The organism is Deltaproteobacteria bacterium, assembly GCA_016874775.1.
Lineage (GTDB): Bacteria > Desulfobacterota > Binatia > Bin18 > Bin18 > VGTJ01.
Map to the genome: position 1 here is coordinate 1 of VGTJ01000014.1, position 13,199 is coordinate 13,199.

A 13,199-nucleotide genomic window follows, 5' to 3' on the forward strand; every position below is an offset into this window, starting at 1 on the left:
TGCTCGTTGCATCGGTCTGGCCGTGAGAGTTTGGTGCGAACAACCACGCAGCAGCTCTTGCTGTCTCTCAACCTCGGGTGTCAAGCGGCTTTACCGGAAGCTCACAGTGCTCCATGGTTTTCTCCTGTATTCAGCAAGTGCCGCTGTTCGTGTCCGCTGATTCTGGGGACATCCTCCCGCGGTAGTACAGCGGAACATCGTGTGTCTGGACAATGTAACTCTTCGTTAGGCAGGCGCAAGTGCTCAGGCTACAGCCGACTCGCAAAGGGGTCATTCGATCACATCCTGGGAGGTCACAGAACGAGTGCGTCTGTCTACCAGTACCGCATCACGCGCTACGCACTACGGTAACTGTGAGTGGGGCCATGCGGAGACAGAGCCCTGAACAGAGGGGTACGCCCGGCCAGGGAGGGACCGGGCGTTGGGGGCCGCGTCGCCGGGAGAGAGCGACGCTAGGGCAGCTTGGTATACGAAAAGTTAGAATAGTGGGGCATGCCACACCAGGACATTTTCCAGAGGAAGTCGGCTTTTCGCTGAATGCCACGGCGCTGGATGCGGAAAATCTTGTCCCTGCGGTGCCGGTCGGATATCGAGCGTTGTTGTTCCCGGTGCCCACGCTAGTGTGTGTGGGTGATTACCTGGAGTCCAGGTCGTCGCACAGCCGCTGGTCAATAAGAAACTGATGCCGAGTGGCGCAGTGGTGACATAGTTTTTCCGCGATTTCATATATAATCCCTCCTCCTGTGATTCGAGGCTACGTGTCTACAGCGGCTCTCCAGGGCCGACGAGAGTGCGCCTAGTGCAGACACTGTTCTTACGGTACGTGGATGTTGAGTATTTCGACAATTCTTCCTCTGTTAAGCCGAGCATCAAGCTTGACCTTCTTAAAGCGATTCTTTTCTGCCGCGAGTGCCAAAAACATCTCGTCTGCGAGCTGTAGCTCGACCGTGTCCGGCCAGGAGATCGCTCTCCGCAAAGACAACCCACTGACGTCCTCTACCTTGAAGACGAACTGTCCCTGCGAATGTGTCACGGGGTAGAGGGCAGTGGCATCCGGATGCAGTTCCCGCACCTCATCGGGTTGACACGTCGTGCAAACAACCGCCCCGGTGATCTCAAACACTTCCTGCTCTGATCCCGACGTCACCCAATCGAGCATGGAGGCAGCTGCAGTTTGTGCCAGCATGAGGCTGAGTAGCGTAGTGAGCCCCAACGCGCGAATCTCCTCTATTGCGTTCCGCACCATCTCTTGCTTCTCCACGGTGTCGCACGTCAGTGACGTTGCTGTAACAAGGCATCGCCAGTGACTCGTGCCGCTGCGATCCGCTGGCGCGGATAATTGTGAGTTCGATCAACCGCGCGTCCGACTGCTCGTCCCAAGCGATCAGCCGCGCAATCGACAGCCGCGAAAAGATCGATGTCTTGCACTTCCACCTGCAGCTGCGCAGAGGCCGACAGCGCAGCCACTATCCGACAGCGTGTATCGACTCCTCCTCGCGGCCCACGTCCTTCTGAGAGGGTAACGGTTACGCCTCCAATGCGACTGCCGAAGCGGGCGAGTGCGAAGCGCAACCGACGTTCAACGTGAGTTTGAAGATCGGTCGACACACTCAGGTCTCGGCTTCGTACGTCTATTCTCATGTCCTCTCCTGTCATATGAGTGTCATCGCGCTCTTGTCTTGATCCGTTATAGTGACGCCGTCGATACGCGACAAATAGATAATTGCAGACAACGTATAGAGAAACTCTATTATTTATGGACTCTCGCAAGCGCGCCAGGCAGCGTACGATGGTAGCGGACTGCGCGACTTGTTGGTATGTCACATTTAGTGTTTTCACTTGCAGGTGTGCACGGGAGAACTCGACAACCCGATATTTGCGATTAACATATAGAGAAAACAGATACCGGAGGAACAATGGAGTGGCTCAATTATCATCACTTGTTGTACTTTTGGACCGTGGCACGACTGGGGAGCATCACGCGAGCAACCGAAGAATTGTATCTCGCGCAACCGACGATTAGTGCCCAGTTACGTGCCTTGGAGGAATCCCTGGGCGAGAAGCTCTTTACACGGGTAGGGCGGAATATCGCCCTGACGGAAATGGGCCGCGTCGTTTTTCGTTACGCCGACGAAATCTTTACTCTCGGCCGGGAATTGACCGATACGCTCAAGGGTCGCTCGGTAGGACGACCAGTACAGTTTACGGTTGGGGTCGTTGATGTCATGCCCAAACTGATCACCTACCGTTTGTTACAACCTGCCCTCGAGTTGAAAGATCCGATCCGCATCGTTTGCCATGAAGATAAGGCCGAGAGGTTGCTGGCGGAGCTCGCGGTCCACGGGTTAGATTTGGTGCTCGCCGACGCGCCAATTGGACCCCTGGTCAAGGTGCGCGCCTTCAACCATTTGCTCGGTGAAAGCGATGTCTCGATCTTCGGGCCGCCGAAACTCGCGGCCAAATATCGCCGCAAGTTTCCTGAGTCGCTACAAGGCGCACCCATGCTGCTTCCCACGGAGAACACTTCGTTACGCCGATCGTTCGATCAGTGGGCCACTGGGGCTGGGATCAGCCCGTTAGTGGTTGGAGAGTTTGAGGATAGCGCCCTCCTCAAGGTGTTCGGCCAGAGCGGTCTTGGTCTGTTTCCAGCACCCTCTGTGATTGCGGAGGAAATCCAGCGCCAATACGCAGCACAGGTAGTCGGTCGGATCGAGGCTATTCGCGAACGCTTCTACGCTATTTCTATTGAACGGAAGCTCAAGCACCCTGCGGTGGTCGCTATCTCTGAAGCAGCCCAACAGAAACTGTTTGTTCAGTGAGGCGAAAGAAACAATAATTGGAGGGATGTCCGCTGCACCGCGCGCGGGGAACACGGTCGTGCACTGCGGTATCTGAAGGGCTGGTAAAAAGAGGGGACGGCCTGCCGTACCCCGACACATCGAGTGCTTGCTGGAGACTCACGCACCCGATCTGACGCCGTTTATTCGCGTACCGAAAGCCTACGCGGCTTGCGCGAGCCGACCACGGGTGCTTGTCACTGCCGCGCGACGGTACGTGATGCGCGACAGTGACGACAGAGGGCGCTCTGGCCGCAGCCGTTTTTCCAGCCCGCGCCGTATGTAGTCGGGATCGAGTTGTAAGTGACCACAGATCGTTTCAAAGGAAAACAGATAGTGCTGATCGTTGCTCCAGAACCAGGCTTTCGTCTCGGCAAACAAGCGCTTGCCGCGATGGGTTGTACTCGGAGCGTACTTCAAGTACGACATCACCGCTTCCTGCAAGACCGCCAGCATAAGCCCACGTTCTCCTGTCCACCGTTCGTGCGACTCCTGAGACGGGGTGTAGAATTGCTCTGGCAAAACAGCACCGAAAATGTGAGTCCCTTTGTCCAGAGGGAGCATCGGCGCCATGCAAGCGCTTAGCCCGGATTATTCATGAGTTTTTGGCTTGTGAGAGAAAACTCTTTTTGAGACGGACCTTTAGGGTGTTTTTTCACGTAATGCGTAAATCGCAGTGTGCAGAATCAACTTGGTCTATCGCTATAGCCTTCATAGCAAAACAATAGGATTTTTATGAGCTTAGCCGACATGACCCCTTTGTTTCGCACTTCGTGAATAATCCGGGTTAGGCTGGTGGATTGATTGTTCAGTGCGATTGAGTTTTTCATGGCTACCTCTCCTTTGCTCTGTCGATGGTTAACTTCCACTCACCAGTGTTTGCTGATAGAGGTGATATACAGAACCAACCGATGTTTAAGCAAATAGATAATTTACAGTCCTCTCATCGAAAAAACCGATGAAAGGTGTCAATAAGGAGAGACCTATGCTCGTCAACGGTCAATGGCAAGGAGACGCACAGCTTCGCCGCGCCACCGACAACCAGGGCCGCTTCGTGCGCCAGGAGTCGCAATTTCGCCATTGGGTGACACCAGACGGTGCACCCGGACCCTCTGGTGCGAGTGGCTTTCGCGCGGAGCCTGGACGCTATCATCTCTATGTCGCTCTCAACTGTCCGTGGGCCTGCCGTACGCTGGTGTTTCGCAAGTTAAAGAAGCTCGACGATGTGATCTCGGTCTCCATCGCCGTTCCTACCGTGACCGAGCAGGGCTACAGCTTTGGCACCTATCCAGGTTCGATCCCTGACCCGTTGTTCAATATTACCTACGTCCATGAACTCTATACGCGAGCCGATCCTCACTATACCGGACGTGCCACCGTACCGGTGCTGTGGGATAAGCAGCATGCAACCATCGTCAATAACGAATCGTCGGAAATTATTCGCATGTTCAACAGCGCCTTCGATGCGTTTGGCGATGCGTCGGTGGATTTCTATCCGATCGAGCTGCGCTCGCAGATAGAGATATTGAATGCGCAGATCTACGACAACTTGAACAACGGCGTGTATCGTGCGGGTTTCGCTACTACTCAGGAAGCCTACGAGGAGGCCGTGACTAACGTGTTTGCTTGTCTCAATGACTTGGAAGCCCGGCTTGCCGGGCAACCCTATTTGCTTGGTGAGCGTATTACTGAGACCGACTGGCGCGCGTTCATGACCCTGATTCGCTTCGATGTGGCGTATCACGGATTGTTCAAATGTAACCTCCGACGCATTGCCGATTATCCTCGACTCTCAGCGTATCTCAAACGGTTGTACGACGTTCCTGGGGTTGCCGAGACCGTGCACTTTCATCACATCAAACGCACGTACTACAGTATTGCACGGCTCAATCCCAACGGGATTGTCCCGCAAGGGCCTGAGCAGATTTTTGCTGCAGCATAAGTTGTCGTTGGGCAAACTGTCTTGATCGAAAGTGTTTGGCAATGTCACCCCCGCGAACACAGGGATGACGGGCGTAGGCCGCGGTCCTCATCAGCCCCGCGAATGTCGGCATCCGGCGTTCGCGGGCCAGCCGCCGCGGACGATCATCTACACCTTTGGCATGCTATCACTATCCGTTACTTCCAAGAGTTCCACTACATTACCGTCAGGGTCTCGACCGTAGGTAGCACGGACGCCCTTGCCAGCGATCTGCGGCGGGCAGTGGAAACGCATTCCCGCTGCGCTTAAGCGCGCATACTCGGCTTCAATATCGGCGACTTGCACGCACAGGTGCGTAATTCCGTGATCGCACACCGGTCGGTTGGCCAAGCTTGGTTGCGGCGTCGGTGTCGCGTATTGAAAAAGTTCAATGCAGGCGTTTCCTGCCTTGAGCATCGATACTCGTGCCGATGAATCGCGTAAGCCGACAATGCGATCGACAACTTCACTTCCCTGGCTCCAGCTTGAAGACCACACCTCTTCAAACCCCAACAGGTCACGATAAAACTTGAGCGCCCGATCAAAATCCGGTGTCGAGATGGCCGTATGGTGAATACCCTGAATCATATAATTTTCCTCCTTTGTTGCAGCATAGCTATAGCGAAACCGAGGAGAGAAGGCGAGCCTTCGCCGGGCGCTGTTGATAGTGGTCTCGCCACATGCGCGTTTCCCAGATAAAAATGCCTGCGTTCGCGTGTCTGGAATCAGAGAAAGGAGGAAGTTATGAAATTCGTGACATTTACTCACGGCGGCACAACGCGGATCGGCGTTGTTGATGGGAGCAACGTTGTCGATCTGTCAGCGGCCACTCCACAGCTGCCCCGCGAGATGTGTGCCTTCATCGCGGCTGGAGCCGATGCCGTTGCCAGCGCACGGCAAGCGCTGGCTGGGTCGTCTGGACGTATCGCCCTGGCAAATGTACGGCTTGAAGCGCCAATTTTACGCCCGCCCAAAATTCTGGCGGTTGGACTCAACTACAAAGATCACATTGCCGAGACCGGCAATAAGACGCCGGAAGTCCCGATGATCTTTAATAAGCAATCGACCTCGGTGAACCGCCCTGGGGGAGACATCCATTTGCCTCGGGCCTCTGAACAACTCGATTATGAAGGTGAATTTGCTGTGGTCATTGGTCGCTATTGCCGCCACGTGCCGAAGAATCGTGCTCGTGAGGTCATTTTTGGCTACACGATCGCCAATGATGTCAGCGTGCGCGATTGGCAGCGCCGCGTGCCAACCTTCACGATGGGTAAATCATGGGATACTCACTGTCCGTTAGGACCATGCATTACCACCGCCGACGAAGTTGGCGACCCGCATGCGCTTGACCTCAAGACGTGGGTGAACGGCGAGTTGCGGCAAAGCTCCAACACGAGTCAGTTGCTCTTCAACGCGTATGACTTGGTCGAACATTTGACCACTGCGTTCACACTCGAACCTGGGGATGTCATATCGACGGGCACTCCTGGTGGCGTGGCCGCGGCAATGCAGCCACCAAAGTGGCTCAAAGCAGGAGATGTCGTCAAGATCGCGATCGACAAGCTCGGCGAGATTGAGAACCGCGTGATCGCTGAACCCGAGAACACACCACGCATCTAAATCGAATCCGCGAACATTCGTACACTTTACGTTGTGGCCTTTCGCGCCTGTCATTCTGAGCGGGGCGAAGAATCTCTCGGAGAGACCCTTCGTTGCCCTCAGGGTGACAAGTTGAATGCACCAACCTTTCCTGGACTGGTTTAGAGAACCGACATTAGGGAGAACAGAAGATGGCAGACAAACCGATCGATTTTACCGAACTCTTGAAAGGGGCGCCAAAAAACTGGGGTCGTTGGGGGAAGGACGATGAAATCGGCGCACTCAACTTTCTGACCAACGAAGAAGTGTTGCGTGGCGTGCGCGCAGTAAAACAGGGTAAGACCTTCATGTTAGGGGTCCCTGTCGCGCGGCCAAAGGGCGACCCGCTCCATCCAATCCGTGCACAGCCTATTCATACCCTGACCCATGATGAGGGCTCTTATATCAGCGGCCGATCCACACCTTTTGCTGGTGGCCTCAAGTACACGGACGACGTCATCGTCATGTATCCGCAGGGAACCACACAGTATGACGCGCTTGGGCATGCCTGGTATGGCGACAAGCTTTACAACGGCTACGATCCCAAAACCACGATCGGTGGTCTCCAGAAATGCTCGATCGAACCCATCGCCAACCACGGTGTTATCGGGCGTGGGGTTCTCATTGACGCCGCCCGCTACAAGGGGAAGAAGCACCTGGATCGTGGGGAAGGGGTCACGCTTGATGATCTCCTCGGCGCAGCCAAGAAACAGGGTGTGACCATCGAGAAGCACGACATCCTCGTGGTGCACACTGGCTGGCTCAACCGCTTCTATGAAGAAGGGCAAAATGCCTTCTTCCCGGACGGCGAGTTCGACGAACCTGGTGTCGAGTACAGTAAGGAACTGGTCGATTGGTTCCACGATATGGAAATCCCTTCGCTGGTTGCCGACAACGTCGGCTGCGAAAAAGGCTGCGATCGCGATCTTGGCGGGACGCTCGGTGTGTTGCATGCTGCGCTGCTCTGTAACCTGGGCGTCATCTTCAATGAAATCGTCTGGCTCAAGGATCTGGCCGACGATTGCGACAAAGACAAGCAGTACACCTTTCTATTTGCTGGTGCACCGCTTAAACTAGTGTATGGCTGCGGTTCGGCAGTGAATCCCATAGCGATTAAATAGGAGAGCAAGGAGACATCTATGACCCAAACACACAGCGGCGTGAATACCAAGGGCGCGATCGATGCTGACGGCCATGTCTTGGAGCCAGCGGATTTATGGGAGAAGTATCTTGAACCGAAGTACCGTGAACGAGCATTTCGCATACGGACTGATGACAGCGGTATGGAGATCTTCGAGGTCGATGGCAAGAGAACATGGGCCGGATACCCGGGTTTGGCTGGTCAGCTTGGAGCCATGGGCAAAGACAATATCGCTCCCAAACCAGAGCGGACCTACCTGCGTGGTGCGCCGTTTGGCTCGATGATCGCCAAAGAGCGCATTGCCCGGATGGACCAGGAAGGGCTGGCGAAAACGATCCTCTATCCGACGCTTGGCCTGTTCCTCGGCGAGATTCGCGACCCGGAGCTGTACTCAGCACACTGCCGTGCCTACAACCGTTGGATCGTTGACTTCTGCTCAGAATCGGGTGGTCGTCTCGTGCCAATCGCGCAAGTGACGCTGGATGACGATCCCCACGAAGCTGCGCGCGAACTAGAGCGATCTGTAAAGGCCGGCGCCAAGGGTGGGTTTTTCCTGCCATTTAGCTGGACGAAGAAATCGCCTGGCCATCGCTACTACGACCCGTTGTGGGCCAAGGCGCAAGAACTCGACGTCCCTCTTGGTATCCACCCGACAGCTGACCCGCCGCAGTTCGATGTTCACAAACGGTTTGATGAACTTGCGCAGGGTGAGAACTTTAACTTTACCTGGTACATGGATGTGCTGGTCGCGCAAGGGATGATCCAGTCGTTCGCCTCGCTGTTTCACTACGGCCTGTTCGAGCGTTTCCCCACAGTGAAAATGGTCGTGTTGGAGTCACAAGCGGGTTGGATCGGCTATCTCCTCGATCGCATGGATGCCGTGTTTCGTGGTCCATTGGGCAAAACCACCGGGATGCAGCAGGAGCCCAGCTCGTACTTCAAACGACAGTGTTGGATTTCTGCCGACCCGGACGAGCGCACCGCATCGGTGGTGATGAATAGCATTGGCACAGACCGCTTTTTCTGGGCCTCTGACTTTCCTCATCCTGACCACATCGGACACTACATGGAGGCATTGGGAGAGTTGATTGCGCCGCTGTCGCAGAAGTCCCAGCAGCAGATTTTGTGGGAGAACGTGGCGCGGGTGTACAAATTAGGAGATTAAATAGGACCACAGAAGACTCGTACAGTTGGGGTAGCGTGCGCCCAGCGCACGCTGCGCATGTCAGCTTTGATTCCCGTACGCTGTGCGCACGCTACGGTCGCTCCGGTGACACCCCAAAGTGCACCACTCTCGTGTGGCTCGGTTTAATTCTGCCCTTGGTCGTACGTCATTCTGGACGAGGTGAGGAATTCCTTTGCGAGGCTCTTCACTCTCGCTCAGAATGACGGATTTCGTGCCATCCGCCGCTGTTGCTGACCCAGGTACGGCGGGAAAACCGCCTCACTTCTGTTTCTCTTCCAGCTCTGCCCAGCGCGCGTAGAGTTGCTCGACAGCGGCACGAGCTGATTCCAACGCTTGGTAACGTTCCTGCAGAGCCGTAGGGTTTGCGGCTATATTTAGATCTTCCAACGCATGCTGACAAGCAGTGACCTCTTCCTCAGCCGCTAGAATCTTGGCTTCCATTTGTTCCCATTCGCGCTTTTCCTGTGAGGTGAGTCGCGGTGCCGGTTTCGCGGCTCGCGGTGTTGACTTTGTTGTTACCGGTCGCGTCTCAGCCAGGGTTTCTTTTCGCGCAGCTTCCCACTGCGGATAATCGGCGTAGAAAAGGCCTTGACCGCTGCCGTCCAAGGCCAACAGCACGGTTGATACCCGATCCAACAAGAAACGATCATGCGTCACCAAGACCAACGCGCCAGGAAATTCCATCAGGCTCTCTTCTAGTACTTCTAAGGTCGGGATGTCGAGATCGTTGGTTGGTTCATCGAGAATGAGTACGTCTGCGGGCCGCAGCATCAAACGGGCAATCAACACTCGTGCTTGCTCACCGCCAGAGAGATTCCGTACTGGGGTGGCAAGCTGATCCGACCGGAACAGAAATCGTTTGGCCCACGAGGCCACATGGACCGGTCGTCCACGATAGATGGCGGTGTCGCCATCGGGTACCAAGGTCTGCTTGAGACTCATATCTGGGTCGAGTGCCTCCCGGTCTTGCTCGAAATACACAATCTGCAAGTTCTCGGCCTGATCAATCTCACCGCTATCGGGTGCTAACGTACCGGCAAGAATTTGCAGCAAGGTGGTTTTGCCGCTGCCATTTGGTCCTAGAAGTCCAAGTCGCACGCCAGGGGTCAGCGTCAGTTCGATATCTTTGAGAACCGCTTTGCCGTCGAAGCTCTTGCAGACTTTCCTTGTCACCACCAGTTTCTTGGTCTTACGCTCTGAACCAGTAAAATCGATCGACGCGCGCGTCTCGACCATACGAGACTGTAAGTCTTCCAACTCTTGCATACTTCTGGCGGCAGCTTTAATGCGAGCCTGGGCTTTGGTCGTCCGCGCCTTGGGTCCGCGTTTCAGCCATTCGATCTCGCGTCGTACGGTGTTGGCGAGAGCAGCCTGATATGCGGCCTGGTTCCGCAGGGCCTCGTCGCGTTTCACCAGGAAGTCGCTGTACCGTCCCTCGCTCTCGAACAAACCCCCAGTGTACATCCGATTTAACTCGACGATGCGGCTGGTGACGTTCTCCAAGAAATAACGGTCGTGACTGATAACCAAATAAGCGAGTGGTTCGGACTTCAACAGTGTTTCAAGCCACACAATCCCATCGACATCAAGGTGATTGGTGGGCTCGTCCATCAATAGCACTGCAGGCGACGCGACCACCGCCTGGGTTATGGCTAAGCGTTTCTTCCATCCGCCGGAGAGAGCGGTGACGGGCTGTGTGAAGTCCGTGAAACCTGCCCGTCCTAGAGTCTCAGCGAATCGCGCGGCAGGATCGATGTCGTCCGCAGGATTCGCAGCTAAGGCCTGATTGATAACCTCTGCGACCGTGAGTTCAGACGCAAACACTGGATCTTGCGGCACGTAGCCAACGCGAGTGAGCCGCCGTAGCGAACGCGTCCCTGTATCTGCTTCTTCGATACCCGCGAGAATCTTCAAGAAGGTCGATTTGCCAGCTCCGTTCGGCCCGATGAGACCTACCTGATCACCCTCACTCAGGCCAAATGAGAGACCTGAGAACAACACCTGAGCACCGAAGGCTTTGCTGACTCCTTCGCAGCTGAGCAACACCGGGCGAGTCATGACAGGTCAGCGCCTTGATTTCGTTGGCTGACGATCAACGCGTGTTTCTCAGCTCGGGTCAGAGATTTAATGCGATGCTCCTCAACCAGTGCCTCACGCCACGAGTCGACCTCGCGTACCCAACACAACGTCACTGGCAGATGGGAGCGGGTGTATTTGGATGCGCGGCCTGACTGATGCTGTTGCATCCGACGTTCGAGGTCTGTGGTGCTTCCGGTGTAGAGCGATCCATTGCTGCAACGCAGTATGTACACAAACGGCATGTGAAGATTATAGAACTGATCGCCGGTCAGGGCTACGGCCACAGGGTCACGCGTGAGTTGCAAGCCGTTGATCTTCAGAGACCGTCGCGCTAAGTAAGCCGCTGTGGTTGCCGCGGGGCAAACCGAAACGTTTTGCTAGGCAAGGAGCATCGAAGCATGGCGATCAGTGTCTATCCTATCACTCCCAGTTTTGTAGCTGAAATTGGTGATGTCGACCTCTCGCAGGATCTCTCGGCCGCGGATGTGGCGGCAATTAAGCAAGCCTTTTGGGATTATGCAGTGCTGATTTTTCCGGGGCAGCAACTCAGCGAAGACCAGCACCTCACCTTCGCCCGGCATTTCGGACCGCTAGAGACGAGCGTGTTGGCCCTGAATCCGGGTGTGAAGCTCCGAGTCAGAGCCGAGATTGCTGATGTCGCCAATCTCGATGTGGATGACAATATCTGGGGGGAAAAGAGTCGTATGCGACTGCTAAACCTCGGGAATCGTCTGTGGCACACCGATAGTTCCTTCAAATATCTTCCCGCACGAGCCTCATTACTCTATGCCCGATCGATCGCGCCGATCGGCGGGCACACTGAGTTTGCCGACATGCGTGCAGCGTACGACATGCTCCCGCCCGAGAAAAAAAGACAACTGGAAGGGCTTATCGCTGAGCACGCGTTGTCGTACTCCCGAGCCAAAATTGGTTTCCGCGATTTTACCGAGGCGGAAAATGCCAAACTGCAGCCGGTGCCGCAGCGCATGGTCCGTACGCTGCCTGAGAATGCGCGCAAATCGCTGTATGTCGCTTCGCACATTGGCGCGATCCGCGGCATGACGTCCGAGCAAGCGCACGCTTTGGTCGACGAATTGGTCGCCCATGCTACCCAACGCCAGTTTGTCTACACTCATCGGTGGCGCTTGCATGATCTGGTGATGTGGGATGACCGATGTACGATGCATCGCGGAACAGAATTCGATGACCTGCGCTGGCGACGCGATATGCATCGGGCGACAGTGTCAGATATTGCCAATACCTGCGAACAGGCAGAGGCAGTGAACGTCGCAGCACTGTAGGACGTCTTGGTGACAATAGAGGAAGGAAGACATGACAACCAATAAACTCCGATTCGGTCTATGGTATGACTTTCGCAACCCGCCCCAATGGCGGCGTGGCTATGATCAGCTCTACAGTGAGATTTTCGACCAGATTGTCTGGGGTGAACAGCACGGCTTCGAGGACATCTGGCTCTCTGAACACCATTTTATTGAGGATGGCTATTCACCGTCGCTGCTACCGATAGCGGCAGCGATTGCCGCGCGCACCAAGCGCATTCGCATCGGTACCAGTGTGCTCCTGATGCCGTTTCATAACCCCGTGCGCATAGCAGAGGATGGTGCCACGGTCGACGTTATCTCTGGCGGCCGGTTTGAACTTGGGGTTGGCACTGGCTACAAGGTCGAAGAGTTTGACGGGTTTGCTGTCTCTAGCAAAGAACGTGGTGGTCGTACCAACGAAGGCTTGGAAATTATCAGCCGTCTGTGGGCTGGCGAGACGCTGACGTTCAAAGGTCGCTACTTTGAGGTGAACAACGCGAAACTCACACCAGAGCCGATTCAAAAGCCACGTCCGCCGCTGTGGGTTGGCGGATTTACGCCCCCGGCGATACGTCGCGCGGCAAAATATGGCGACGGCTACGTCGGTGTCAGCATTACCAAAGATCTGTATAGTCGATACATTGCTGAACTAGAAAAGGTCGGCAAGCCGACCGCGAACGTGCCCCTGGCGGGTGGCAAGTTCTATCTTATCGCCTCCAATGATCCGGAAAAAACCTGGAATGAAGCCGCCGATCACGTGATCTACCAGGTAAATGCGTATGCTGAATGGGCCGAGCGCGCAGGTATGCCGTTGTTTCCGCACATCCGTGACCGCGCGCACTTGCGGGAAACCGGTCTCCTCACGGTTGCTGATGCGGACGGCTGCATTAAGGTCATTCGTGAATGTCTGGCCGAGGCACCGCTCACCAATTTCTATGCCTGGACCTTGCCCCCGGGCTTACCCGCTCGCTGGGTGCAACCTCATCTGGAGTTATTTGCCAGTAAAGTGATTCCCGCCTTTCGCTAAGACGCACGG

At 55.4% G+C, this 13,199-nt stretch carries 14 protein-coding genes; 7 read left to right on the top strand and 7 right to left on the bottom strand.

The window, feature by feature from the left end; translation table 11 throughout:
• Nucleotides 1-477 precede the first annotated feature (477 nt).
• The 3 genes from FJ147_03850 to FJ147_03860 all read right to left on the bottom strand — a co-directional run bounded on the left by FJ147_03850 (nucleotide 478) and on the right by FJ147_03860 (nucleotide 1,656).
• Nucleotides 478-726: a hypothetical protein gene (locus FJ147_03850; GenBank protein ID MBM4255011.1), complete on the bottom strand. Its 249-nt coding sequence runs from the start codon at nucleotides 724-726 to the stop codon at nucleotides 478-480.
• A gap of 88 nt (nucleotides 727-814) precedes the next feature.
• The gene (locus FJ147_03855) at nucleotides 815-1,246 is read right to left on the bottom strand and encodes a hypothetical protein (protein ID MBM4255012.1); all 432 of its coding nucleotides are present in this window, start codon (nucleotides 1,244-1,246) and stop codon (nucleotides 815-817) included.
• Nucleotides 1,247-1,272: 26 nt separating this feature from the next.
• Complete coding sequence (locus FJ147_03860; GenBank protein ID MBM4255013.1) at nucleotides 1,273-1,656, bottom strand: HPF/RaiA family ribosome-associated protein; 384 nt, start codon at nucleotides 1,654-1,656, stop codon at nucleotides 1,273-1,275.
• Between the two features lie 260 nt (nucleotides 1,657-1,916).
• On the opposite strand from FJ147_03860, the gene nhaR reads away from it, so the two are divergent.
• A complete protein-coding gene (nhaR, locus tag FJ147_03865) occupies nucleotides 1,917-2,819 on the top strand; it encodes a transcriptional activator NhaR (GenBank protein ID MBM4255014.1) in 903 nt (300 codons plus the stop codon).
• A 180-nt stretch (nucleotides 2,820-2,999) separates the two neighbouring features.
• Here nhaR and FJ147_03870 read toward each other — a convergent pair whose 3' ends face one another.
• Nucleotides 3,000-3,410, bottom strand: a complete 411-nt coding sequence (locus FJ147_03870) for a hypothetical protein (GenBank protein ID MBM4255015.1) — start codon at nucleotides 3,408-3,410, stop codon at nucleotides 3,000-3,002.
• A gap of 412 nt (nucleotides 3,411-3,822) precedes the next feature.
• On the opposite strand from FJ147_03870, the gene FJ147_03875 reads away from it, so the two are divergent.
• Nucleotides 3,823-4,779: a glutathione S-transferase family protein gene (locus FJ147_03875; protein ID MBM4255016.1), complete on the top strand. Its 957-nt coding sequence runs from the start codon at nucleotides 3,823-3,825 to the stop codon at nucleotides 4,777-4,779.
• A 147-nt stretch (nucleotides 4,780-4,926) separates the two neighbouring features.
• On the opposite strand, the gene FJ147_03880 is transcribed toward FJ147_03875, so the two are convergent.
• On the bottom strand, nucleotides 4,927-5,385 hold the full coding sequence (locus FJ147_03880) for a VOC family protein (GenBank protein MBM4255017.1): 459 nt from the start codon (nucleotides 5,383-5,385) through the stop codon (nucleotides 4,927-4,929).
• Between the two features lie 156 nt (nucleotides 5,386-5,541).
• Between FJ147_03880 and FJ147_03885 the strand changes: the two genes are divergently transcribed.
• The 3 genes from FJ147_03885 to FJ147_03895 all read left to right on the top strand — a co-directional run bounded on the left by FJ147_03885 (nucleotide 5,542) and on the right by FJ147_03895 (nucleotide 8,741).
• Complete coding sequence (locus FJ147_03885) at nucleotides 5,542-6,417, top strand: fumarylacetoacetate hydrolase family protein (protein ID MBM4255018.1); 876 nt, start codon at nucleotides 5,542-5,544, stop codon at nucleotides 6,415-6,417.
• Between the two features lie 170 nt (nucleotides 6,418-6,587).
• Nucleotides 6,588-7,556 (top strand): cyclase family protein, encoded by a 969-nt coding sequence (locus FJ147_03890; protein ID MBM4255019.1) that lies wholly within the window; start codon nucleotides 6,588-6,590, stop codon nucleotides 7,554-7,556.
• Between the two features lie 18 nt (nucleotides 7,557-7,574).
• Entirely contained in the window at nucleotides 7,575-8,741 is a 1,167-nt protein-coding gene (locus FJ147_03895; protein MBM4255020.1) for an amidohydrolase, read from the top strand.
• Between the two features lie 279 nt (nucleotides 8,742-9,020).
• Here the strand turns inward: FJ147_03895 and FJ147_03900 are convergent, their stop codons facing one another.
• The gene (locus FJ147_03900) at nucleotides 9,021-10,820 is read right to left on the bottom strand and encodes an ABC-F family ATP-binding cassette domain-containing protein (GenBank protein MBM4255021.1); all 1,800 of its coding nucleotides are present in this window, start codon (nucleotides 10,818-10,820) and stop codon (nucleotides 9,021-9,023) included.
• On the bottom strand, nucleotides 10,817-11,083 hold the full coding sequence (locus FJ147_03905; GenBank protein ID MBM4255022.1) for a GIY-YIG nuclease family protein: 267 nt from the start codon (nucleotides 11,081-11,083) through the stop codon (nucleotides 10,817-10,819). Before FJ147_03905 ends, FJ147_03900 begins: the two co-directional genes overlap by 4 nt.
• 156 nt (nucleotides 11,084-11,239) lie before the next feature.
• Here FJ147_03905 and FJ147_03910 point away from each other — a divergent pair, with 156 nt between their 5' ends.
• Nucleotides 11,240-12,142, top strand: a complete 903-nt coding sequence (locus FJ147_03910; GenBank protein MBM4255023.1) for a TauD/TfdA family dioxygenase — start codon at nucleotides 11,240-11,242, stop codon at nucleotides 12,140-12,142.
• A 31-nt stretch (nucleotides 12,143-12,173) separates the two neighbouring features.
• Nucleotides 12,174-13,190 (top strand): LLM class flavin-dependent oxidoreductase, encoded by a 1,017-nt coding sequence (locus FJ147_03915; protein MBM4255024.1) that lies wholly within the window; start codon nucleotides 12,174-12,176, stop codon nucleotides 13,188-13,190.
• Nucleotides 13,191-13,199: the final 9 nt, after the last annotated feature.

Bases quoted from the DNA above. Each gene is read 5' to 3' on its own strand.
- nhaR (MBM4255014.1), top strand. From the start codon at position 1,917: ATGGAGTGGCTCAATTATCATCACTTGTTGTACTTTTGGACCGTGGCA.
- FJ147_03870 (MBM4255015.1), bottom strand. From the start codon at position 3,410: ATGGCGCCGATGCTCCCTCTGGACAAAGGGACTCACATTTTCGGTGCT.
- FJ147_03900 (MBM4255021.1), bottom strand. From the start codon at position 10,820: ATGACTCGCCCGGTGTTGCTCAGCTGCGAAGGAGTCAGCAAAGCCTTC.
- FJ147_03855 (MBM4255012.1), bottom strand. From the start codon at position 1,246: ATGGTGCGGAACGCAATAGAGGAGATTCGCGCGTTGGGGCTCACTACG.
- FJ147_03905 (MBM4255022.1), bottom strand. From the start codon at position 11,083: ATGCCGTTTGTGTACATACTGCGTTGCAGCAATGGATCGCTCTACACC.
- FJ147_03885 (MBM4255018.1), top strand. From the start codon at position 5,542: ATGAAATTCGTGACATTTACTCACGGCGGCACAACGCGGATCGGCGTT.
- FJ147_03895 (MBM4255020.1), top strand. From the start codon at position 7,575: ATGACCCAAACACACAGCGGCGTGAATACCAAGGGCGCGATCGATGCT.
- FJ147_03850 (MBM4255011.1), bottom strand. From the start codon at position 726: ATGAAATCGCGGAAAAACTATGTCACCACTGCGCCACTCGGCATCAGT.
- FJ147_03910 (MBM4255023.1), top strand. From the start codon at position 11,240: ATGGCGATCAGTGTCTATCCTATCACTCCCAGTTTTGTAGCTGAAATT.
- FJ147_03880 (MBM4255017.1), bottom strand. From the start codon at position 5,385: ATGATTCAGGGTATTCACCATACGGCCATCTCGACACCGGATTTTGAT.
- FJ147_03915 (MBM4255024.1), top strand. From the start codon at position 12,174: ATGACAACCAATAAACTCCGATTCGGTCTATGGTATGACTTTCGCAAC.
- FJ147_03890 (MBM4255019.1), top strand. From the start codon at position 6,588: ATGGCAGACAAACCGATCGATTTTACCGAACTCTTGAAAGGGGCGCCA.
- FJ147_03860 (MBM4255013.1), bottom strand. From the start codon at position 1,656: ATGACAGGAGAGGACATGAGAATAGACGTACGAAGCCGAGACCTGAGT.
- FJ147_03875 (MBM4255016.1), top strand. From the start codon at position 3,823: ATGCTCGTCAACGGTCAATGGCAAGGAGACGCACAGCTTCGCCGCGCC.